Source organism: Peptostreptococcus russellii (assembly GCF_900110295.1).
In the GTDB taxonomy this organism is placed as follows: domain Bacteria; phylum Bacillota; class Clostridia; order Peptostreptococcales; family Peptostreptococcaceae; genus Peptostreptococcus; species Peptostreptococcus russellii_A.
In genome coordinates, this window is the sequence record NZ_FODF01000006.1 from 106,092 (window position 1) to 129,905 (window position 23,814).

Here is a 23,814-nt window from a genome sequence, read left to right on the forward strand (position 1 = left end):
TATATTAATAAAAAAATAAAAATAAGTATATAAAATAAACTAAATATAAAAAAATATAAAAAAATATAAATAAAGAAACATCTATAAATAAAAACAATATATTATTATGTAGACATAGATATAATCAATATAAAAGCTATTCAATATTATGTTATACTCATATAGAAATATATAAAATTTAATAGGAGGATTGGAATTATTATGAAATTCAAGAAAAAACTTGGGGTTGCGCTGAGTATTTGTGCAGCTGTAACTTTGCTTGCAGGTTGTGGAAGTACAGAAAAGAAGGCAGATGACTCTAAGGATGTTAAAATTGAGACTGCAAGTACTGAAGATGTAGAAAAAGCTCTTAATGACAAAGATGGCAAGAGTATAGTACTTGATGCTAGAATCAACGATGCCTACAATGGATGGGCAGTAGAAGGAGCAAAAAGAGGTGGACATCTCCCAGGAAGTTCTGATTTCTCTGCTCAGTGGTTAACTAGTGAGTATGATGAAAAAGAAAATCTTGAAGGCAGATCAAGAGAAAAAGTTCTTGATATAACGATGGAACAAAAGGGCTTAACTCCAGATAAAAATGTTATTGTTTATGATATAAATGGTAAAGATGCAGACGAAGTAGCTCAGTACCTAGTTAAAAAGGGAGTCAAAAATACAAAGAAATACGATGCTAAAGAATGGATCAACGATAGTGACAAAAAGCTAGATTCATACAAGAATTATGAGCTTTTAGTAGCACCTAGTGTTGTAAATGAAATAGTAAAGGGAAAGACTCCAGAAGGATTTACAGATGCTAAGAAGATAAAGATAGTAGATGTAAGATGGGGAGATAATAAGGAATCAGGATATATGGACGGACACGTTCCAACATCAGTTCATATAAACACTGACTCATTTGAACCACCTAAGGAAAACAAAGAAGGGGATACAGAATGGAAGTTAGCAGACGATAAGACTCTTGAAAAACTTCTTTTAGATTCAGGAATAACTTCAGAAGATTGTGTAATAGCAACAAGTCCAGAACCAATGGCAGCTTCAAGGTTTGCAGTAATATGTGACTACTTAGGAGTAAAGGATGTAAGAGTAATGAATGGTGGACTTGTAGAGTGGAATTATCTAGGATATGATCTTGAAAAGGGTGAAAACAAGCCAACTCCAGAAAAAGAATTTGGTGTAAAAGTACCTGCTAGACCTGAACTTATAGATTCACTTGACAAAATAAAAGATATTATGACAAATAAAGATCAGCATAAGGACTTTACTCTTGTAGATAACAGAACTTGGGGAGAATATATAGGTGATGTTACTGGATACTCTTACCACAAGAGAAAAGGTAGAATACCAGGAGCAGTATTTGGACACGCAGGTGTAAAGAATTCAAGTTCAATGAGTTATTATAGAAATATTGATAAAACTATGAGAAATGAAAATGAAATACTAAGTATGTGGGAAGAAGACAATATAGATACTTCAAACCATCTATCATTTATGTGTGGTAGTGGATGGAGAGCAGCAGAAATACTATGGTATTCTAAGGTAATGGGTATGAACAACACATCTCTATTCTCAGATGGATGGATCGGTTGGTCAAATGCACATTATCCAATAGAAACAGGAACTCCTAAGAAGTAGGTAGCAAATTTATGAAAAAACTAGCAAATATTTTGTTTGGAGTATTTCTAGCTATTGAAGTCGTATTAATTGGGGCAATGAATTATTTAGAAAAGCTTGCATATAAAAAAGCTGGTGTAAACCATCATCTATATTTTAAAAAATGTGAATATACACGTAAGTATCTGACACCTGAAAATATAAAATTAATTACGATAGTAGTTATAGTATTAATTGTTCTATATTTAATAATAACAATTAAGGCTTTTAGAAATTCAAGAAAGACACTTGCACTTGCAGGTCTTATAGCGATAGTATGGAGTGGAGCTTTAGGATACGCCCTTCACTCAACATCTATTTCTGAAAAACTTATATATCCATATTTAATTTTGGCTTTGATAGTATGCATAGTATTGTCGACAATAAATATAATAATAAATAAGAAAATACACTCATAAAGAGTCGCATTTTATCTCAAGAAATTACAATAAAATAAATATAATTTAAATAAAAAAGGAAGCTCTTTAGCTTCCTTTTTTATATCTTATTAGAAATCTTCGCCATAATAGTCATCATCCCAATAATCTTCTTCGTCTATCATGTAATCATCTTCATGTGCCATTTCATCGTAATTCTCTAACATTATAATCACTCCTTTAACATACATACAAATATCTACAACTAAAATTAAAACTTCTACTTTTTAATTTGTTTGTATTTTAACACAAGGAAAAAAGAAAATCAAATCTAGAAAATTCATTTTAAAATCAAATTGTATTACAGAAATATATGTTAAAAATAGTATTTATGACACTCTAAAAGATTATTTACTCAAAAATTCCTTTAAAAACTCATTGAGGAAAAAATAAAGAGATAATAATATATATTTTTAATGAAAAAAATAGCAATAGTATATATTTTAAAAAATAATAATTTATTTTTAATTTTATATCTATGAAAAATATAGTCAAAAACAATAGAAGAAAAATCAATTGAAGCAGGCTCATATTTAGAACTAGAAAAATTTAAGGCTTACTTAATAAAATATTTGGCTATATTATTTTTGAAAAAAGGAGATGAGTATATGGATAAGATATTGTCTAATATAATTCCAGAAGAATATGCCTATGACAAGAAGGTATTTCCACTTGATGCAACAGAAAACACCCTAACTGTTATGATGGAATCATTTAATCTATCGCTGATAAATGAACTAAAAATTATGTCGGCTAGAAATGTCAAAGTTAAAATAAGTAAAAAAGATGCTATTTTGGAAAATATTGCCCAATATTATAGAAGTGCAGAATATGAAAAAAATAGAGGTGAGATAATTTTTGAAAACATATTAGATGATGCAGTAGCCAGTAGGGCAAGTGATATACATATTGAACCCTATAAAGATTATGCTAGAGTAAGAAAAAGAGTAAACGGAGAATTAATAGAGTTTGCAAGATATTCTAATAAAGAGTATTTAGAAATAAGTACAATAATTAAATTAAAGGCAGGTTGCGATATTACAGAAAAAAGATTGCCACAAGATGGAAGGTTTACAGTTGAAAACAAAGATTACCACATTGATATAAGATTAAGCTCCATAGCAGTAGTTTATGGAGAAAAAATAGAGATGAGAATACTAGATAGAAATAATTTCTTTAAAAATAGACGGGAACTGGGATTTTCAGAAAAAGCTATCGAAACAATAGATTCAGCAATTAACAAAGAAAGTGGAATGCTAATAATTACAGGCTCTACGGGAAGTGGAAAGTCCTCAACAGTATATTCAATAATCAATGAAATAAAAAACAGAGACATAAATATTACGACAATTGAAGATCCAGTAGAGTATATGATAGATGGAGTTAATCAAATTCCCGTAAATAGCAAAGCAGGATTGAGATTTGATAATGGTTTAAGAGCTATATTGAGGCAAGATCCAGACTGCATAGTAATAGGAGAAATAAGAGACAAAGAAACGGCTCAAATAGCTGTAAGAGCTTCTATTACAGGTCATCTAGTAATTACAAGCCTTCATACTTCCAATGCTGTATCGGCTATTACAAGGTTAAAAGACATGGGGCTAGAGCCATATAAAATAACAGCATCTCTAACAGCAATAGTACATCAAAAATTAATAAAAGAAAAAGATTCAAAGGATAAAAAGTCTAGAAAGTTGGTCTATGAAATACTTACCATAGATGATGAAATCAAAAAATATATAAAATCTTCTTGTGATGAAAAGTTAATAGAAAAAATAGCAAAAAAGAATGGGAGAATTTTAAAGGAATGAAAGCCAAGGTTGTAAAGAAGATTGTTGAAAATAAAAAGCTCTTAAATACATATAAAAACATATTGAAACTTAGAGAAAGTATTTTTGTCACTAAATTTAATAATAAAAATAAGAGGTTAAATGAAGTAAAAGATTTGCTTACTAGAAATCGTTCCTTTTCAATAGTTAAAAAGAGAAAGATGAGCGATAAAGATATAAAAATAATGTCTAGGCAGATTTCTGGAATGTTAAAGGCTGGTTGCGATATTATATCTATATTTGAAACTCTAATAGAATCATCAGAAAACAAAAGTGCCTACACTATAAGCATAGTAGAAAAAGCAATAGAAAAAGGAAAAAATCTTACTGAGTCTTTTGCTCTTACAAACAAATTTCCCAAGTTCTTTATTAATATGATTTATGCAGGCGAAAGAAGTGGTGAAATAGACTATGTATTTGATAGACTTGCTCAGTATTATGAAAGAGAGGACAAGATAAAATCAAAATTAATTAATGTTTCTATATATCCTCTAATACTGCTAGCAATATCATTTATATCATTAAATATAATATTTTTAATTGTAATTCCTGACTTTAAAGAGGCATTTGACTTTGAAACTTTAAATAAATCAATATGGACAAAAATGATATTTAAAATATCGGATTTACTAAAAAATAATTTTATATATATTTACCTAACTATTGCCTTTATCCTATATATAATTGTTAGAAGCTTTCAAAAGAATATAAAGGCAAAGATGTTCTTAGATGAGATGAAATTTAAAATATTCAAGCTTAAAGAAATAAATCAGCTGATAATATCAGAAAAAGTAGCGAGAGTTTTATCTATATTATTAGGAAGTGGAATACATATTACAGAAGCAATGGAAATTACAAGGGAAACAATAGGAAATTCCTATGCAGAAAGAAAAATGAAAATAGTTGCAAAGAATATTGAAAAAGGAAATCCTCTAAGCAAGTCATTTCAGGCGGCAGGTATATTTCCACAAAGCTTTATATCTATGCTCAAATCAGGAGAAGAATCAGGAAATTTTGATAATAGTCTAAAGGAAATTAGCGTTTTTTATGGAGATGAGCTAGACAAAGAAATAGACAGATTCATAAGATTGATAGAACCTGTAATGATAATAATTATGGGAATTATAGTTGCAATATTAATGATATCTTTAATCTATCCAATGTTGGGGGTAATATCTAGCATATCTTAGAAAATATAAAAAGTATAACAATAAAAAAGAAAAAGGAAATAAAAAGAAATAGATAATAAAAAATAAAATAGATAAGAAAGAGATAAAAAAAGAAAATTTTAAATGCCATGAATATTTTATTAGAAAGGAAAAGTCAATGAAAGCATATATAAAAAACATAAAAAGTAAGTATAGAAATATAAAAATTTCTAGGCAAAATAGGGAAAAAATTAATGAAGATGAACATAAGAGTGAAGGCTTTACACTAATAGAAATGGTAATAGTAGTAACTATTATAGGAATACTTTCGAGTATAGTAGCTCTTAAATATAGCGGTGCTCAAAAGATAGCCAGAGAAAATGCGGACTATGCAAATGCCTCTGTAATAGCTACAGCAGCCTATTTATCTAAAGAAAATGGCGATGATGAGGGAATCTATACAAGCACAGAAAAATTAAAAGAGAATAAATATCTTGATAGAATACCAAAAGTTCAAAGCAAAAAAGGGGAAAAATTTAGTATTGAAACAGGAGATGATGACCTAAAAGTCAAAGTAGGAGCAAAAACTTTTTATCCAAAAGAAGAAAAAGAACAAGAATAAAATTGCTAATTAAAAATAAGAGAGAATAACAAAAAATAAGAATGAACTTGCTGGTTTAAAATAATAACAAAAAGTAATAGTAAAAGTAATAATTAAAAAAACGTTAATAAAAAGCAAGAATAAAAACGCTGGTTTAAAATAAAAAAGCAATAAAAAAATATAAAATATTAGGAGGGATAGTAGTGCTTCGTAAACTTTATATAAAAATAGAAACAGAAGTTTTTAGTATTTTTCTATGTAAAATAAATAAAAATAAGCTTGAAATTGAAATGGAGAGATACTATCCCCTAGAGAGTAAGGAAAAAGAAAATAACTATGCCATAAATGAAGTATGCTATGAAATTTGTGATAAAATAAGACTTATAGAAGAAAAGTATAAAATTAAAAATATAGTTGGAATAATTCAAACAGAGAAAAATATGTTAAGAGAAGTAGAACTTCTAAAAAGGTCATCTCAAAAAGATCTTGAAGCTGTACTTAATATAGATATGAAGAAGTTTGGAAATTTCAATTTAAAAGATAATATAATTGTAAAAAGAAAGTCATCTGTTTCAGAGGGAGAGTTTGCAAAGGAAAAGGTAGAAATTTTTCCAAGAGTATATGTAGATCTATTTAAAAAGATAGAAGCAATATCTAAAATAAAGTGCAGTGGAATATATACAGACTATTCTCTAATAGAAAATCTATGGAAAAAGGAAGTAAATTCAAATATAGATTATATTATAGAGTTTAGGAAAAAAGACCTATTGTATAGCAGAATGGGAAAAGATGGACTTGAAGAATCTATTGTAGTAAGAAATGATGCAGTAGATAAAGATTTTATAAACCATATTAAAAAACAAAAGTCTGCACTCATTTTAGATTATGATAATATCAAGTGTGAAATATTGGAAAATAGCCTAAGAGAACCTATTTTAATAGAAAAAGAAAAACTATTAGAAATAGAACTAGGTAAAAATAAATTACATAATTTTTTAGAGGACAATTATTTTTCTGAATTATATAAGAAAATAATTATATTTTTATCTATAGTTTTATTATTTACTGTGTTTTTATCAGTTAGATACGCATTTTCCAACAAAGTTCTTGAAAGTCAACTGGAAAAAGCAAATTATGAAAGAGTAATAAAAAATAAAAAGATAGATAAAAAAGCAGTTAAGGGCTTTGGTAATATATACGGTGTAAATATAGAAGAATTAGTATCTGAAATAGAAAAAAGTAGATCCTCTGTAATTTCTTTGACAGCAGATGAGAATAATATGGAAATAGAATTTTTACTTCCAAGTAGAAAAGAAGTAAGTGAGATTTTGGACTTGGATATTAACAAAAATGCAGAAATAGAATATATCAAAACAGATATAGTATCAAGGGAAGAAGCAGAAAATACATATGGCATAGGAGTAGAAAATGAAAAAAGTAATAAAGAAACCGGGAAAGAAAAAAATAATCAAGAAAACACCAAAGAAGAAATTAATCAGGACAATAAAGGAAAAGCCTTCAAAGAAGGTAATAAAAAAGAAGCTAATAAAATCTGGGAAAACAGTGAAAAGCAAAAAAGTAATAAAAGTAAAAGATGGCAAAAAAATAATAACAAAGAAAATAGTAAAATTTGTAGCTGGAAAGAAAAAGGTAAAGAAAATAAGAAAGATAAAATAAATTTTAGAATATATGCAGAAGATATTTCAGAAGAAAGTATTTCAGATGAAGAAAATCTTTCGACTGAAATAAAAGAAAATGATAATAAAAAGGAAGATGAAACTCTGGGAAGAAAATTTGAAAAAAACTCAAAAGAAAGTAAAAAAGAAGATAATACTCAGGATAAATCTCAAGAAGATAAGTCAGATAGCAAGATGGAAGTAGGGAAAAATGCCAAAAAAGAGGCGGAAAATAAGAAAGAAAATGCAGATAAAAAAATAAAACTTTACTTTTTAAAAATTAAAATCAAAACTTAAAGCTGAAAAACAAAGGGTTAAAAGGTGCTTGAGAGGAGATTTAATTATGAATAGTAAAAAGATATTTATTATACTGTTGATTTTGTTTTCAATTTTTTTCTTAAAGAAAAATGTTTTAGCTATTGAAAAAGATAAAAATAAAGAGTTGAAAAATCAAATTGAATTACTTGAAAATCAAGAAATTTCCATTAACAAAAAGGATTCTTTTGATGAAGGTGAGACAAATAGTAAAGCTAATGGTAGGCAAGATAAAGAAGGCTATGAAGATGAAAGTAATGAAAAAATAGATAGCTTTTCTCAAAATAGCAAAGTTAAGGGGAATAGGGATAAGGCTATAGCGTTTTGTGAAGAAATCTCCAAAAATGATTCTGTTAAAAGGATAGAAAGAAGTAATTCTTCAAATAGTCAAGCCTATACAATAGTCCTTAATTCATCAATTAGCGACTTTAGAAAAATAATAAAAGATATGGATAAAACTGGTTTTAACATATTAATTAATAAAATACGCTATGATAAAATCAAAAATGTAGATGAATATAGCATATTAGTTAACATATTTTGAAAATAGCTCTAGTTTAGTGTTTTCAATCCTTAATATATATGATATAATAAAAGCACTGTGTAAAGACAAAGACACAGGGTTAACTCGTATAATAATAGAGAAATCGTATTATTATGAGTAATACAATCTAATATTAGGGAGCAATAAGTATGTTAAAAAGGAATGATAAGTGTTACTGCGGAAGTGGAAAAAAATATAAAAATTGCTGTATGAATAAGGACAGAGAAGAAAAAGTTGAAATGCTGAATAAGCAGGCTCTTGACAGCAAGAAAGAAAAAATTGATAAAAAGTACACAGGTGCAATTATAAAGCTAAGTGGTTACTTAGAAGAATTAATAGTAGGCGATGAAAAGTTTGCCAAATATGAAGAAGAAGCAAGAAAGGCTTTCTTTGATGAAAATATGGAAAACAATATGGTAGCAAATAGATTCTTTGCATCATATTTTTCATATGATTATGCTATAGGAAGAGAGATGACTCCTGCTGTATATGTAGCAAATAATAAAAGATTTACTAATGATGAAAAACAGATAATTTATGGATGTGTAAATTCTTATCCAAGTATGTTTGAAATAGATAGCATAAATGGAAGAGAAGTAATAATCAAGGATGTATTCTCAAATAGAAAATTCAATACACTTGACTCTAAGATTTTAGGAGAATTCAATGTAGGTGATTATATACTTGCAAGACCAATACTTGTTGAAGATACTTTTGTACTAATAGATTTAACTATAAGAATACAAAAGGAAACAAAGGATCTAATATACAAGAGTATAATGGACGCCTTTGAAGCAAGTAAGGAAGCAAATCCTAATATCGGCATAGAATACTTCGTAATGATCAACACTTTATTCTTCTACAAGTACATGATACAGCTTCTACAGGCAAGTAGTTACTCAGAAGAGGAAGAAACTGTAGAGCTTGAAGATGCAGAAGAAGTTAAAGAAGTAGTTGAAAAAGAACTAGAAGAAGCTGAAGAAACAGTTGATGAAGCTGTAGAAGAAGCACTAGAAGTAGAAGAGGTAGTTGAAGGAATAGAAGAATTAGACGAAGTAGCAAAGCTTATATCTTCTAATATTTCTGAAAAGGAAGTACTAGATGAAGCTTTAAAGCTATGGGATATAGTAGCAAAGAATACTGAAATTACAGGTTCTGAAGGCGGATGGGCTGCAGGGCTTGAATACAATTACAGAAAATCATTAGGAGAAACTGTAACTCAGAACGAAGTTGCAAAGGCTTATGGTGTAAGTGCTAGTACGCTGGCAAAGAGAAACAAGGAAATTACAGCATTAGTATCAGATAAATAATGATATTGTCATAGGAGGCTAGTATGAACTTAAAAATAGGAAAAAGCATACCAGTAGCAACAAACTTTGTAAAGTCAAATCCTGCAATACCAGTATATAATGGCGAAGAAAAGATGGAAAATCTATATGCAGTTATATACCACATTGAAATAGGATACAACAAAGATGAAAAGCAGGAGATTCTTCAGTATGTAATAGTTGACTACAAAGATTACACACTAAAAGAAGAAGAAAAGAAAGCTATGCTAGATTTAGCTCACAAGTACTGTGAAGAAAAGGGAATAGCAGATGATAAAAACATTGAAATCAAATTACTTGATGATGAAATAGCAGAAGATTTCCTAGAAAAAATATTTAATAACATGAAGGTTATTAGAGGTATGATATCAAATAGATAAGCTAAAAAAGGGGGACTATTCATAGTCTCCCTTACTTTTTGAGAAAATTTAATTATAAAAACTCTAAAAACCTTCAAAAACTTTTTAAAAACTCCATAAATATCAAAAATATGAAAAACGTTATCCATAAGTATTTCAGGCTATTTTGCTATAGAAAAAGCTAATATATTCTAACGTAATTATTTAAAAAGCTTTAAAAAACTACTATATATACTAAATAATTTCATAAAAAAGTGTTATAATATAATAAAAGTGCCGAATATCTATAATCAACTTTTAGAAAATGACCGTATTTAAAAAAGGTTAAAACTTCTATATTGGGGAATATATGATATAGGGACATAATTGGCGAAATAAAGTTTTGGCACTGTGATTATGGTTAATAATATTTTTATAAGGAGTGTAATTGGAATTATGAGTAACTTAAGATTTGATTTCAGTAAGGCAGAAGCATTTGTTGAAAAAAGAGAAATAGAAGCTATGCAACCATTTGTAAGCGTTGCTCACAATCTTCTACGTGAGGGTAAGTCATTAGGTAGCGATTTTTTAGGATGGATAGACCTTCCAGTAAACTATGATAAGGAAGAATTTGCAAGAATAAAGAAAGCTGCAGAAAAGATAAAGTCAGATTCAGAAGTATTAGTAGTAATAGGTATAGGTGGATCTTATCTTGGAGCTAAGGCTGCAATAGAAATGTTTGGAAATACATTTAAGAACAGTCTAAAGAAGGAAGATAGAAATGCTCCTGAAGTATATTTTGCTGGTAACAGTATCAGCTCATCATATATATTAGACCTTATGGATGTAATAGGTGATAGAGACTATTCTGTAAACGTAATCTCTAAGTCAGGTACTACTACAGAACCAGCACTAGCATTTAGAATATTCAAGGAAGACCTTGAAAGAAAGTATGGAAAAGAAGAAGCTGCAAAGAGAATATATGCAACTACAGATGCATCAAAGGGTGCTCTTAGAACATTAGCTACAGCAGAAGGTTACGAAACATTTGTAATACCTGATAATGTAGGTGGTAGATTCTCAGTTCTTACAGCAGTGGGTCTACTTCCAATAGCAGCAGCAGGCTTTGATATAGATGCTATGATGAAGGGTGCAGCTGATGCAAGAGAAGACTACAGCATGGAAGACCTTTCAAAGAACGAAGCATATCAGTATGCAGTAGCTAGAACTGTACTTCAGAGAAAGGGAAAAGAAACTGAATTAATGGTAAACTATGAACCACAACTTCAGTACTTCTCAGAATGGTGGAAGCAGCTTTATGGAGAAAGTGAAGGTAAGGACAACAGAGGTATCTTCCCAGCATCTGTAAACTTCTCAACAGACCTTCATTCAATGGGACAGTATATACAGGAAGGTAGAAGATTTATATTTGAAACAGTAATCAACGTAGAAAATCCTAGAAGAGATTTAGAAATAAAATCAGATAAGGATGATTTAGATGGATTAAACTATCTAGCAGGTAAGACTGTAGACTATGTAAATCACAAGGCATTTGAAGGAACACTTCTTGCTCATACAGATGGTCAGGTGCCAAACTTAGTTCTAAACGTTAAGAAGTTAGACGAATACACATTCGGACAGATGGTATACTTCTTTGAAATAGCTTGTGGTATCAGTGGATCAATGTTAGGTGTTAATCCATTTAACCAGCCAGGAGTAGAAGCATACAAGAAGAATATGTTTGCTCTATTAGGAAAGCCTGGATACGAAGCTGAAAAAGCAGCACTAGAAGCAAGATTATAAAGAGATCTAAGATCTACAATAGCATAAATTTAAAAAGGGAGGGCAGCTGCAGCAGAATTAAGCAATGGAGATTCTGAAAAAACAGTTACAGTCAATTCCGAGTCTGGAGAAAGAACAGTCAATAAGGAAGTAATAGTTCTAGGTGGAGAAAACTCAATATCAAATTCAATAGAAAAGGAATTAAAAACTATTGATAATATTTCAAAGGTAACTCGTATATCAGGAGCAGATCGTTTTGAAACTAGTAGCAAAATATATCTAGAAAGTGGAAAGAAAAAGGCAGTAGTAGCATCAGGAGAAAACTTCCCAGATGCCCTTGCAGCATCTACACTTTCTCAGAAAATATCAGCTCCAATACTTTTGGTAGCCAAAGACAAAATCCCAAACTCAGTAGTAAAGTATATACAGGACAAGCAGATTAAAAAGGCAATTGTACTAGGTGGAGAAGGAAGTATTTTAAAAAATACTGCAGATAATGTAGAAAGAGCTATTATGGGCAAAGATACAATAGAAGAAAATACCAAGCCAGTTGAGGACAATACACAGATAGATACTTCTAATATAAAGAAAAGTGCAGTAACAAAATCTGATGTGGCTCTTTATACAGATGAGCAACTATCTCAAGAAGCAGGAAAACCTCCAAAGAATAAAATAGTAGATGTATTAGAAGATAAAGACACTTTAGCCAAGGTAAGATATGACAAAACAGAAGGCTGGATAAATAAGCAGAATCTAAAGCCGTATGAAGCAACTTCTTTTGGCAAAGTAGTAAATAATGTACCTTATATATCTCAGTTAGTAATAGAGCTAAAGAAAATTAAAAAATATTTAATAGAAAAAATAAATATTATAAATCTTAATAAGAAAAAAGACTGTACAAATATAAGATGTTCAGTCTTTTTATTTATTTAATAATATGATCAAATAAACTTAAATTAAGCTGAATATTCATTTAAGTTTGTTTTAAGTTAAAGTATATATAATAAAATCAATAAATTAAAAAGAAAAATCATAATAGATGAAAGGATGATTTCTATGAGGATAAAAACAATAGTGAGTCTAATTGTAGTAGCTTTGATATCGTCCATTGCGGGAAGCGTACTTACATTCAATATGATGAAGGATAAACCGGTGGATGGATCAGCTGAACAAAAAAATGTAAAGGTAATTAACACAGGTGAAACTAAAAAACAAAATGTTTATCAGGCGGTAGCTGAAAAGGCATCTCCATCAGTAGTAGGCATAGTTACAGAAACTACGAAAACTGATGACTTCTTTAATGTGAAAGAGGCAGTACAGGGTAGCGGTACAGGATTTGTAGTAGACAAGAGAGGATATATACTTACAAATGCCCATGTTGTAGGAGATGGTCAGGCTAAAAATGTAAAAGTAATATATGATGCAGGTAAGACTACAGTAGGTAAAGTTTTGTGGTATGATACTACACTTGACCTTGCAATAGTCAAAGTAGATGTCAAGGGGCTTGTACCAGCAGAGCTAGGCGACAGCGACAAGGTAACAGTAGGAGATATAGCCATAGCCATAGGTAACCCTCTAGGAACTGATTTGATGACATCAGTAACACAGGGTATAATCAGTGGATTAAATAGAGATGTATCTACAGAAAATACTAATATGTCAGGACTACTTCAGACAGATGCAAGTATCAACCCAGGAAATAGTGGTGGACCACTACTTAATCAAGAAGGACAGGTAATAGGTATCAACACTGTAAAGGCTAATGCAGATAATCTAGGATTTGCTATACCTATTAACACAGCAAAGATGATAGTTCAAAAGGTAATAGAAGATGGAACATACAAAAAGCCAGTACTTGGTATTAGAGGTATAGACGTTAAGACATTCGTATCATACACAGGACAAGAGGTCGGTGTAGAAAATGGTATAATAGTCAAGGACGTAGAAGCAAATACTATAGCAAGCAAGGAAGGTATCAAGCCTGGAGATATAATCATAAAGGTAGATGGCAAGGACATCAAGAATATGGGTGATCTAAGTAAGATAATGTACAGTCATTCAAGTGGAGATAAACTAAAAATAGAAGTAATAAGAGATGGCAAAAAGGTCAATCTATCTAAATAAATAGACAAGCTATAAAAGAATGAAACTTTTAAAGCATATAGCGATAAAATAGAAATATTGCAGACTTTAGACAAGTTTCAAGTAAAATAGATTTTACAAATGCACATATTACGGACAAATTAAGTAGTTTAATACAGCATTTAGTTTTAAAATAAAGCAATAAAGAGAAAAAGAGGTGGATAAAAATTCCATCTCTTTTTTTGTAAACAATCATAGTATGGTTAGAATTTTAAAGATTAGATTATATAATAAGCTTGTAAGAAAAACTTACAGTCGACTTAAAAATCTGCAGAATAAAACTAAAGGAGGAAAAAATATGGCAAATCTAGAAGAAAAGAAGGTTAGTTTAAAAATTATATTAAACACAGGTAAGATAAAAAATGACAAGGCAGTATTAGAAACAATGACAATAAAGGATATTAATCCTACAGCAACAGACAAGGATCTCTATGAAATAGGGAATGAAATTGTAAAGTTGCAGGAATTTGAATTAGTAGAAATGCAAAAGCAAGAAAACAGTTCAATAGAATCTGAAGAATAATATTGTCAATAGAAATATATAAAAGGGGGATATATTATAGAAAGAAAAAAATAATAAACTTCTTAAAAACATCTTAAAAACATTGAAAAATACAAATGTTAAAGATCTTGAGAGAAGGGAGAGAAATAAGAGCTTGAAAAAGCTGAAAAACAACTAAAAAGAAAAGCTTTATCTAGGGTAATAATCGTCTAAAAACTTCTCTAAAGAAAAAAGGCTTTCAGCAAGAAAAATAGAAAAAAGTAGTTAAAAGAAAAGTATATAATTAAAATAAAAAAATAAATATAGGAAATATTTTAAAAAGTATTTATTTTTAACGGAAAAAGTAGGATAATATAAGAAGGAGGATTAAGTATGGAAAATACAAAGAAAATACTGTTAAAGTTTAAGAAGGAAAATAATAGGGTCTATGGCTTAACAATCAAAAATGCCAAAGAAGATGTCAAAGATGAAGAAATCAAAAAACTAATGAATAATATAGTTGAAAAGAAGATAATCAAGCAGGGCACAATCGGCATTGCAGAAGTCAAAGGAGCAAGTCTAGTAGAGACTCAAAAGAAGAATTTTGATCTTGCCTAATAGCTAGGATTGAAGGGCTGTGATTCTATGGAACTCAAATCTATAGTACCCGTAATACAAAATGTAGGATTTCCTATAACTATTTCCATATATTTGCTAATAAGAATGGAAAAAAAGATAGATCAACTTACAGATAGTATCAGGGCACTTTCAAAGATATTAGAAGCCAAATAAAAAATAAAGGGGAGGGACAAATCCCTCCCTGAATAAAGGCAAAGGGGAGGAAAAAGAGATGACAAAAAATATTTTTGATGAAAATGATGCAAAGATAATACTAAGGGACATTATGGGGGATAAAGAACTCTTTATGCTGAGCATAATGTATAGTGAATTTTGCGATAAAAAAGCAGGAAGTTACAAAAGTATATCATCGAAGGATCCAAAGGTTAACACTAGGGATTTATTAAATTCAGAATGTGCTCTTTCAATAAGAGTTATAGAAAATAAAAAACTTAGGGAGAAAACTAAGAAGTCTTTTGGTAAATTTGAAATCTTGCTTCTTTCTCTTTTGCGTTTAAATAGTGATGAGAAGTTAGAAGAAATAGAATGTACATTGAATAATATTCAAGAAGCATTAAGAGGCGAAAGAATATATATGGAAGGCAGACGTAATTTCTTATCTAGAGCATTGTCACATATATCAGCCTTTCTAAAAAGAAAATACTCAATGAGTAACAAGGAAGTATCAAACATCGTAGGAAAAAGTCAAGAACAGGTAAGAAAATACTCAAAAAAAGAATCAGAAGAAGAGGGCGACTATCTATATGGAGAAATTATCGAAGAAATATGTCAAAAAATGGATGAGCAGCATAAAGAACTCTTGGAAAAACAGGACAACAAACTCTTTATAAGAATGGGCAAAATCTCAAAGAAATATCTCATAATAGATCTAAATAAAAAGAAATACGAAAAAGGAAGGGAGACAATAGTAACAGAAGAAGAAGCCAATGAGATCATAAAAAAGATAAAAAGTAACAAAACGGAAACAAAAAAAGAAAATTGATTTCCAGCAGAAGAAAAAAGAAAAAAATAAATAGAGCAGAGAAAAAAATAATTCGAAACAATAAGAATTTGAATAATTAGAGTAAATAAAAATGCCAGTTCTAAAAAAATTTAAGAGCTTGGCATTTTTTTTTGTTTAAATGTTGAAAAATACAAGATACTGATGTATAATAAAGTACGGTTATCGAAAATAATATAGAAATTATATATAAAAATCCAATAAATATGATAATTTTTTCGAAAACCACTTGAATTTATTACAGTTTTGTAATAATATTAAAGTGTGAGAAATGTATGTTTGATATTCATGTGAGGATATCAACGCGATTGAAATGTAATTGAATAATATGTTTGGGAGGAATGAATAGACATGAAAAAACAAATAGCTGTATTAATGGCTGCTGCAACTGCTGTAACAACAGTAGCTCCAGCATTAGCATCTGCTGCAGATGTTAACACATATGATGCGTCTGTTAGCGAAATAAACGCTAAGGTAAAGAACGCATTAAACGAAAGATATAAGGATAAGAATGCGGATGGTATAAACGCATCTAATGCAAATACTGTAGATGATTATTTAAATTCTAGATATGCTGTAGTTGTAACATTTAAGGATGCTGTTACTGATGCGGATGGTAATGGATTAAAGCCATTTAATAAGAGTATATATGCTGGAAGTAAGGTAGAAAATGCTTTAAAGGCAGCAGGTTCTGATTTTACTATAGATGATACTACAGATCCTAAAACTGGTGATTCTACAAAAACATTTGTTGTAAAGAATGCTAATAAGCTTCAGGGATTAATAGAAAGCAGAGTTATAGGAAATGGCACAAATGAGGCTGTTAAGGTTGCAATCGTTGATAAGGGAATAAAAGATGGAGCAGCAGTTGAAACTTTAACTGATAAGCACTATGTAGTTGGAGAAGCTAATGATGATGAAACTCAGATTTCTTTAAATGATGCTGCTAACACATTGCTTGCTAACTTTAAAGGAGATAAAACTTACGTAGATCAGCTGAAGATAAATGGCAATAATATATCAAAAGGAGATTCGCTTTCAGGAGATGTAACTAAGATAGAACTTACTTTAAAAAGTGGCAAGGAATATACTTTAGAAGCTAATGATAAAGCATTTAACTTCGATAAGCCACTTGACAAGAATGGAAATAAATTAACATTAGGAAACGATGTTGCTCAGAATGTATATGATCAGGTTGAAAGCTTTGAAAATATAGAAAACAAAGATGGAAAGAGTGATACTATAGTTTTACCAGTGGGTGATACTGATGTATATACTGTTCAGGATGTTCAAGCTTCTACTATAGAATTAGGGAAGATATTTACAACAAAAGAAGGCTATACAGATAGAGGCGCTGATTTTGTAAATGGAATAATAGATGCTAGAAACTATAAGAATAAGAGCATAGAGTTTAATTATAATGGTGTTAACTATACATTAGCTAATGGTGATAGTCCAATATCAACTGATGGCTTTGAAAATAAGTCTACTAGTGATATAAGAAAGGATACTGATGAAGCTTTCATAGGTGAAGGGATACCAGCTCCTATTATAGAAAAATCTGGTGATGGATATGTTCTTAGATACAATGTTAGGGTTGTTCCATCAAGCGATAAAGATGTAACTCCAACTATATTACAGTTTGTTGTTAGAGGTGATTCTCAAAAGGATTTAGCTACAGTACTTGCTGATTTAAATGGAGAAAATACTGTAGTTTCAGGACACTTCACTAGATTAGAAGGTGCTGATAGATATTCTACAGCAATAGAAGTATCTAAAGAAAAATTTGATCCACAGGAAGCTAGTACAGTAGTAATAGTTGGTGGAGAAGCTTTAATGGATGGTTTATCAGCTGTGCCTCTAGCATCAGTTAAGAATGCTCCAATACTGTTATCTCATCCAAAGAGTGGTTTAAATGATGCAACTCTTAATGAAATAAGCAGAGCTTGTAAGGGATTAAACAGAAAAACTGTTTATGTAGTAGGTGGAGAAAACTCTGTACCAGAAAAAGCTGTTAAGCAGTTAGAAGATAAGTTTGGTGCAGTAGTTATGAGAGTATCTGGTTCAGATAGATATGACACATCTCTAGAAGTAGCTAAGAGATTAGGATATGATTCAAATATAAATGATACTGTTTATTTAGCGGGTGGAGAAGGTGCAGCAGACGCAATGTCTATATCTCCAGTTGCAGCAGATGTTGATAAAAATCAAGTATCTCCAGTACTAGTTGTTCCGAAGGACTCTGTAAAGAGATCTACAAGAGACTTTATAGCGAACAACTTTGAAAATGGATATATAATAGGTGGAGAGTCTACAGTATCTTCAAATGTATATAGAGATATAAATAATGCTAAGGATTCTACAGGTAACAAGGCCATAAGTTTAAATAGAGTTGCTGGTAGTGATAGATATGATACTAATGTTCAGATTATAAAGCAGTTCTATTCAGCTGATAATAGTAAGATACAGGTTAATGGTGCTATCTTTACTTCAGGAGATACTAAGTTCCTAGTAGATGCTCAGACTGCTGGACCTTTAGCTGCATCTAAGAAGGCTCCTATAGTACTAGCAGGATCAAAGTTAACAAATGATCAGGTTGATTTACTTAAGGATAATGGATTATTATCAGATATCAACACTAATGTTTATCAGATAGGTGGAGTAGTATCTTCAGATGTTATGTCTGTAGTAGTAGACAAATTAGGTCTATAAGATTTACTCAAACTAGATAATTAGATAGATTAATATATAAATAGAGTGGCTTTGCCACTCTATTTTATTATGTTTACATATCTTCTATTATTCTGTATAATATAAGCATATAAATAGACTGACATTTGTCAGATAAATATCGGAGGTAAATATGATTAATAGAAAAATTAAGAAGCAAATTTTAGCTATTGCTTTAAGTTCAGTATTTTTGTTCACATCGTCAAATAGTCTAGTAAGCTCTTTGGCAGAAGAGTCTGGTGGTTTAAAAGTATCAACAGAAACTGGAGAAGGACAAGATCAAACAACAGGTATAACTGATAATGATATTGAAGGTACAGTAGACACGGCTGAAGTAGCGAGATTTCATTTTAAAGATAGTAAGGCAACTATTGATTTAAATAATTATAAGACTGATTCTGAGGGAAATGGTTATCTTATGATTGATGTTAGAAAAGATTTTATAAAGGGATATAGTAATAAATTCTTTACTAAAGATGATGAAGCGATGACAATTTCTACGAGTAATAGTGGTGATAATAAAACAATTATAGAAAACAACTTTTCTAGTTATACGGGTTATAATAGTGATTATATAAGATTTTATATACCGTATCAAAGTAATAACAAGAAAGAGATGACTGTTACATTTGAAATTCCAGATGAAGTTCAAAAAAAATTAAATGATATGATTTTAAATGCTAAGGATAAAAATGCAAAAGACACTGCTATGAAAACTACAGAAATGAGAGCTATGTTTTTTAGTGATAGTATAAAAAAAGATGATTTGTTAGTTAGATCTCAAGGGGATTTAGAATATAACGGGGATAAGCCCGTATCTGGTTTTAATGAAATAGATACTTATACTAGCAAGGAAGATACAAAGATATACAAGGGATTTGTATTTGATAAAGATCACAAGGTTTTAAGAATCAGACCAAAAACAAATGCAGATAGAATTAGATTATATCTAGGTGCTAATAGTAGTGGATTTTCTTATAACTCAAATTTTGGTGATATAGATGTTAAATATTACAATAGTGGTAGCATTTATAGAAAAGTAAATGATGGAAAACCACATAGCAGCAATGAGTTTAAGAATGATGAATACAAGAGAACTTCTTTATCTGTAAGTAGTGGTTTCAATAGTGTAGAAATACCTTGGAAAACTACTGATGGAATTATAGAAATTAGAATGAACAATCCAAACAATGTTTTAATGAACTTAAAGGTTGAAGCATATCCAAATATTAATGTTGATTCTGGTTCGAATGATACTACAGACAAGCCAAGTACTGATGATAGTATCAACGCAAGTGTTCACAGAATTTCTGGATCAGATAGATATTCTACTGCTATAGATTTAAGCAAGAAGGCTTTTGATGAAGCAGATACAGCAGTTATTGCTAGTGGACAGAACTTCGCAGATGCTTTATCTGGTGGTGCTTTGGCAGCTATCAACAAGGCTCCACTTCTATTAGTAGACAATACTAGCTCTACAGTAGATAAGGTGAACAAAGAACTTAGAAGATTAGGTGTCAAGAAGGTATATATACTAGGCGGAAAGAATAGTATATCTATCAATACAGAGATGAAGATTTCTAATGACAAGGACAGTGATGACAAGTCTAGAACTGTTGAGAGAATAGATGGTTCAGATAGATATGAAACATCATACAAGATATACAAGGAAGTAGCTAGAAGTCAGTCTGGCAAGGAAGAAGTAATATTAGTTAACGGTACAGAGTTTGCAGATGCCCTATCAGCAGGTCCTTTGGCAGCATATACTAATAGAGCCATAGTATTGACAGATGGTAAGAATCTTGTATCTGGATTAGACAAGAACAACGATAAGAATATAATTATAGGTGGATTATCTTCTATGGATTCAAGCTTTAAGGGAAGAAGAATTAGTGGAAGTGACAGATATGAAACATCTGTAAAGGTAGCCAAGGAATTAGGCTCAGTAGACAATGTTATGCTAGCAAGTGGAGAAACTTATCCTGATGGACTAGCTTCAATCAGTCTATACAACAAGTACAAGGCACCATTATTGTTATCACAGAGATACTCACTGCCTTCAGTAACTAAGAGATACATCAACGACAAGAGTGTAAAGGATATATACATTGTTGGTGGTACTAATAGTATATCTACAAAGGTAGAAGATATATTTAAATAAAAAATTATCAATAGGATGTATCTATTATAGATATATCCTATTTTTTTATACATAGAAATACAAAAACTATTGATTTTGTTATATAATAGAATATGAAAAATTAGAAAATTTTTAATATGGAGGTTAGTATGAAGAAAAAGATATCAGTATTTATGTCGGCAACGATGTTATTGGGAAGTCTTGCACCAGCAATAGCAAATGCAGAGACATCTATCAAAAAAGATGGCGTGGAATATATGAAAAGATTTAGTGGTACAGATAGATTTAAGACAGCAGTAGATGTGTCTAAGTCTAATTTTTCTGCTAATACAAAGAATTTGATTGTAGTCAATGGGATGAACCCTGCAGATGCCCTGTCAGGAGGTCCTTTGGCAGCCAAGTTAGATGCTCCTATCCTCTTGGTCAACAATGATTCTATAAGCGATGATACTCTCAATGAGATAGCTAGACTAAACCCTGAGAAGGTATATGTACTAGGTGGAAAGTCTTCTGTTACTTTGGGAGTAGAGAAGGCTATCAAGTCTAGAATCAAGTCAAGTGCAGAATTAAAGAGAATAGATGGAGATGATAGATTTGAAACTTCTATCAAAATAGCAGAGGAAGTACTAGGAGACAAGAAGAATGCAAGTGTAGGTTTTGCCAATGGAGCCACTAACAAGTTCCCAGATGCCCTTAGTGCATCAGCTTTGTTGGGCAAGAAGTCAATGCCTTTGATACTTACAGATGGCAAGAAACTACCAGCAGGGGCAGAAAGCTACAAAGACAACTCCGATAACTACATTATAGGTGGAGAGAACTCTATCAATATAGCTGGTCTATCTGGAAAGAGATTATCAGGAAGTGATAGATTTGCAACTTCAGCAGCAGTAGCAAATGAAGGATTTAGAGCAAGTGAAAGCTATTCAGCAGAAAATGCCTGTATAGTAGTAGATGGTACAAACTATCCAGATGCCCTTACTTCTATATCTTTGTCCAAAAAGTTCAATGCTCCGATCTTACTTGTTGACAAGACATTACCTAATGTAATTTCTACTTATATAAAAGATCAAGACAGAGAAAAGGCATATATAGTAGGTGGGACAAATTCTGTAAGTGTAGATGTTCAAAACTCAATCCTAAAGCTTCTTGAAGAAAATGGTGGAGTAAATGCCAAGCTAAAGAAGGCGCAGAACAATTTAAAGAATAATATGGACAAACTAGACTCTATGCTTAGTCTAATAAAGAAAAATGACATAAACTCAGCAGAAATTGATTCATACAAGGAGTTCAGAGACAAAGTATATAATGACTATGTGAAAAAAGAAGTATCTGAATTAAATGGAGTTACAGTTAAGGATATTGAAAATAAAACAGAAGAATTGCAAAATAAGTTTGATAAGATTACTAGTTTAGAGGACTCTCAGTACAATAACATTCTTGCAAAAGAAATAGTAGAAGGTAGAAAGAGACTAGAAGAAATGGTTCACGACAAGGCTTTAAGTGAGTACAACTCTAGCCAAAAGGAATACTATGATATGCTTAAAAAGGCAGATGAACTTCAGATGAATAGTGGCAAGAACAAGGAAAAACTTGAATTAGCCTATGAACTGAAAAATTACAAGCTTTCTTCATCACCTTCAGAAACACCTTCAGTAAATGAAAGTATCAAAAAGGCAGAAACTTTGCTAGATGAAATAAACAAAGTTTTTACAAAGAGTCCTTTGATGCTTAGCGAAAAAGAAGAATTACGTTATGCACTTGAAGAGGCTAAGAAATCTCAATCAAGCAGCAATATAAATAAATTAAATGAAAAGATAGATTCTTTTAATTATGTATATACTGAATTTAAAGATCTTCAAGCAAAGAATGAAGAAGCTAAGAAACTAATAGCAGACAGCAAAACTACAATAGAACATAGATTCACAAGTGCTATGTTTAAGGATCTTACTTTAGTTAGTGATAAAGAAAAATTAGAAAGTGAAATTGAAAATTCAAAGAAGGTATTAGATAGTTTTAAAAGTGTTACAGAGTTAAGAAATCAATTTGATGCTATTGGTAAACGAATAGATATACTTAAAGATAAAGTTCAGTTATTTAAAGAGGTAAATAACGGTTTAGATGCTACTATGAAGAAAGTAGAAGACGCTAAGTTTGAATCTGAAAAATTAAAGAAGTTAGGGAAACAGGAACTAGTTACTACATATATAAGATTAGTTGGGGAAGATGGTAAATCTGGAGAAATTAAAAAGATAAAAGAAGATTTGGCTAAATCTCCTACAACTGTTTCTATAAATGATATAAAAAATGCCAATGATGAACTTAGTAAAAACTATGAAGAGTTAAAGGTAGAATATGACAAATAGCCAAATTAGATGCAATAAACTAGATTAAAGTAATGCAATATAATTAAGTGGTAAAATATTGCGAAGCAGTAAAATAGAATATTAATGAATAATAAAAAAGAAAATTAGTAAATAATAAAAAAGAAGATTAGCGAGTAATAAAATTGAGTATAAAAATTGTATAATATTCTAAGTAGAGTAGAATAAGAACAATGAGATGAGTTTTTGAATACATAGGGTAGCGCTGTTTTTAAAGGTGCTGCCCTATATTTTTAAAAAATATTTAAAAACTTTTAAAAAGCACTTGCATTTATATAAAAAAAATGGTATATTATTACTTGTCCTCTGATGAAGGAGAAAATATACGAATACAAGTTGATTAAAAAATAAAAAAAGTGTTTGACAATCTACTTGATATATGATACTATTAATAAGTCGTCAAAAGACGGCAGATGAACTTTGAAAATTGAACAGCAGGTTAATTCAATAAGCTGTTTTACAGCAATTGATTAATCGTTTAAACAAGCAAACTTGTTTAAACCACAAACAAACCAAGCCAGATATTTCTAAATATAGGATAATAGCTGAGCGGACAAATTTTTTAATGAGAGTTTGATCCTGGCTCAGGATGAACGCTGGCGGCGTGCCTAACACATGCAAGTCGAGCGCGGTTATTATTCAACATTGAGTAT

General features: G+C 30.4%; 19 protein-coding genes and 1 rRNA gene. All 20 read left to right on the forward strand.

The window, feature by feature from the left end:
* Positions 1-201 precede the first annotated feature (201 nt).
* Positions 202-1,632, forward strand: coding sequence for a rhodanese-like domain-containing protein (locus tag BMY82_RS05170; RefSeq protein ID WP_091975404.1), 1,431 nt, complete (start codon positions 202-204; stop codon positions 1,630-1,632).
* Positions 1,633-1,643: 11 nt separating this feature from the next.
* Complete coding sequence (locus tag BMY82_RS05175; RefSeq protein ID WP_091975406.1) at positions 1,644-2,069, forward strand: hypothetical protein; 426 nt, start codon at positions 1,644-1,646, stop codon at positions 2,067-2,069.
* Positions 2,070-2,674: 605 nt separating this feature from the next.
* The gene (locus BMY82_RS05180; protein ID WP_242938922.1) at positions 2,675-3,898 is read left to right on the forward strand and encodes a GspE/PulE family protein; all 1,224 of its coding nucleotides are present in this window, start codon (positions 2,675-2,677) and stop codon (positions 3,896-3,898) included.
* Positions 3,895-5,106, forward strand: a complete 1,212-nt coding sequence (locus BMY82_RS05185) for a type II secretion system F family protein (protein ID WP_091975410.1) — start codon at positions 3,895-3,897, stop codon at positions 5,104-5,106. The genes BMY82_RS05180 and BMY82_RS05185 overlap by 4 nt, the downstream gene beginning before the upstream one ends.
* A gap of 136 nt (positions 5,107-5,242) precedes the next feature.
* Complete coding sequence (locus BMY82_RS05190; RefSeq protein ID WP_091975412.1) at positions 5,243-5,686, forward strand: type II secretion system protein; 444 nt, start codon at positions 5,243-5,245, stop codon at positions 5,684-5,686.
* Positions 5,687-5,868: 182 nt separating this feature from the next.
* Entirely contained in the window at positions 5,869-7,638 is a 1,770-nt protein-coding gene (locus BMY82_RS05195; protein WP_091975415.1) for a ring-infected erythrocyte surface antigen domain-containing protein, read from the forward strand.
* A gap of 46 nt (positions 7,639-7,684) precedes the next feature.
* On the forward strand, positions 7,685-8,200 hold the full coding sequence (locus tag BMY82_RS05200) for a hypothetical protein (RefSeq protein WP_091975417.1): 516 nt from the start codon (positions 7,685-7,687) through the stop codon (positions 8,198-8,200).
* Between the two features lie 149 nt (positions 8,201-8,349).
* A complete protein-coding gene (locus BMY82_RS05205) occupies positions 8,350-9,510 on the forward strand; it encodes an SEC-C domain-containing protein (protein WP_091975419.1) in 1,161 nt (386 codons plus the stop codon).
* 23 nt (positions 9,511-9,533) lie between these two features.
* A complete protein-coding gene (locus BMY82_RS05210; protein ID WP_091975421.1) occupies positions 9,534-9,908 on the forward strand; it encodes a hypothetical protein in 375 nt (124 codons plus the stop codon).
* Between the two features lie 414 nt (positions 9,909-10,322).
* Positions 10,323-11,669 carry a glucose-6-phosphate isomerase gene (locus BMY82_RS05215; protein ID WP_091975423.1) on the forward strand — a complete coding sequence of 449 codons (1,347 nt, stop codon included), beginning with the start codon at positions 10,323-10,325 and terminating at the stop codon, positions 11,667-11,669.
* Between the two features lie 216 nt (positions 11,670-11,885).
* Positions 11,886-12,581 carry a cell wall-binding repeat-containing protein gene (locus tag BMY82_RS05220; RefSeq protein ID WP_278308738.1) on the forward strand — a complete coding sequence of 232 codons (696 nt, stop codon included), beginning with the start codon at positions 11,886-11,888 and terminating at the stop codon, positions 12,579-12,581.
* 123 nt (positions 12,582-12,704) lie between these two features.
* Positions 12,705-13,772, forward strand: coding sequence for a S1C family serine protease (locus BMY82_RS05225; RefSeq protein ID WP_091975427.1), 1,068 nt, complete (start codon positions 12,705-12,707; stop codon positions 13,770-13,772).
* A gap of 316 nt (positions 13,773-14,088) precedes the next feature.
* Positions 14,089-14,313, forward strand: coding sequence for a DUF1659 domain-containing protein (locus BMY82_RS05230; protein WP_180366739.1), 225 nt, complete (start codon positions 14,089-14,091; stop codon positions 14,311-14,313).
* A 351-nt stretch (positions 14,314-14,664) separates the two neighbouring features.
* Positions 14,665-14,889 carry a DUF2922 domain-containing protein gene (locus tag BMY82_RS05235; RefSeq protein WP_091975431.1) on the forward strand — a complete coding sequence of 75 codons (225 nt, stop codon included), beginning with the start codon at positions 14,665-14,667 and terminating at the stop codon, positions 14,887-14,889.
* Between the two features lie 27 nt (positions 14,890-14,916).
* Positions 14,917-15,063 carry a YvrJ family protein gene (locus tag BMY82_RS05240; protein WP_091975433.1) on the forward strand — a complete coding sequence of 49 codons (147 nt, stop codon included), beginning with the start codon at positions 14,917-14,919 and terminating at the stop codon, positions 15,061-15,063.
* A 58-nt stretch (positions 15,064-15,121) separates the two neighbouring features.
* Positions 15,122-15,892 (forward strand): hypothetical protein, encoded by a 771-nt coding sequence (locus tag BMY82_RS05245; protein WP_091975434.1) that lies wholly within the window; start codon positions 15,122-15,124, stop codon positions 15,890-15,892.
* Between the two features lie 369 nt (positions 15,893-16,261).
* Positions 16,262-18,622, forward strand: a complete 2,361-nt coding sequence (locus BMY82_RS05250; RefSeq protein WP_091975436.1) for a cell wall-binding repeat-containing protein — start codon at positions 16,262-16,264, stop codon at positions 18,620-18,622.
* A 151-nt stretch (positions 18,623-18,773) separates the two neighbouring features.
* Positions 18,774-20,801: a cell wall-binding repeat-containing protein gene (locus BMY82_RS05255; RefSeq protein ID WP_091975438.1), complete on the forward strand. Its 2,028-nt coding sequence runs from the start codon at positions 18,774-18,776 to the stop codon at positions 20,799-20,801.
* Positions 20,802-20,929: 128 nt separating this feature from the next.
* Entirely contained in the window at positions 20,930-23,143 is a 2,214-nt protein-coding gene (locus BMY82_RS05260) for a cell wall-binding repeat-containing protein (protein WP_180366740.1), read from the forward strand.
* Between the two features lie 579 nt (positions 23,144-23,722).
* Positions 23,723-23,814: ribosomal RNA gene (locus BMY82_RS05265) — 16S ribosomal RNA — on the forward strand; the annotation flags it as partial.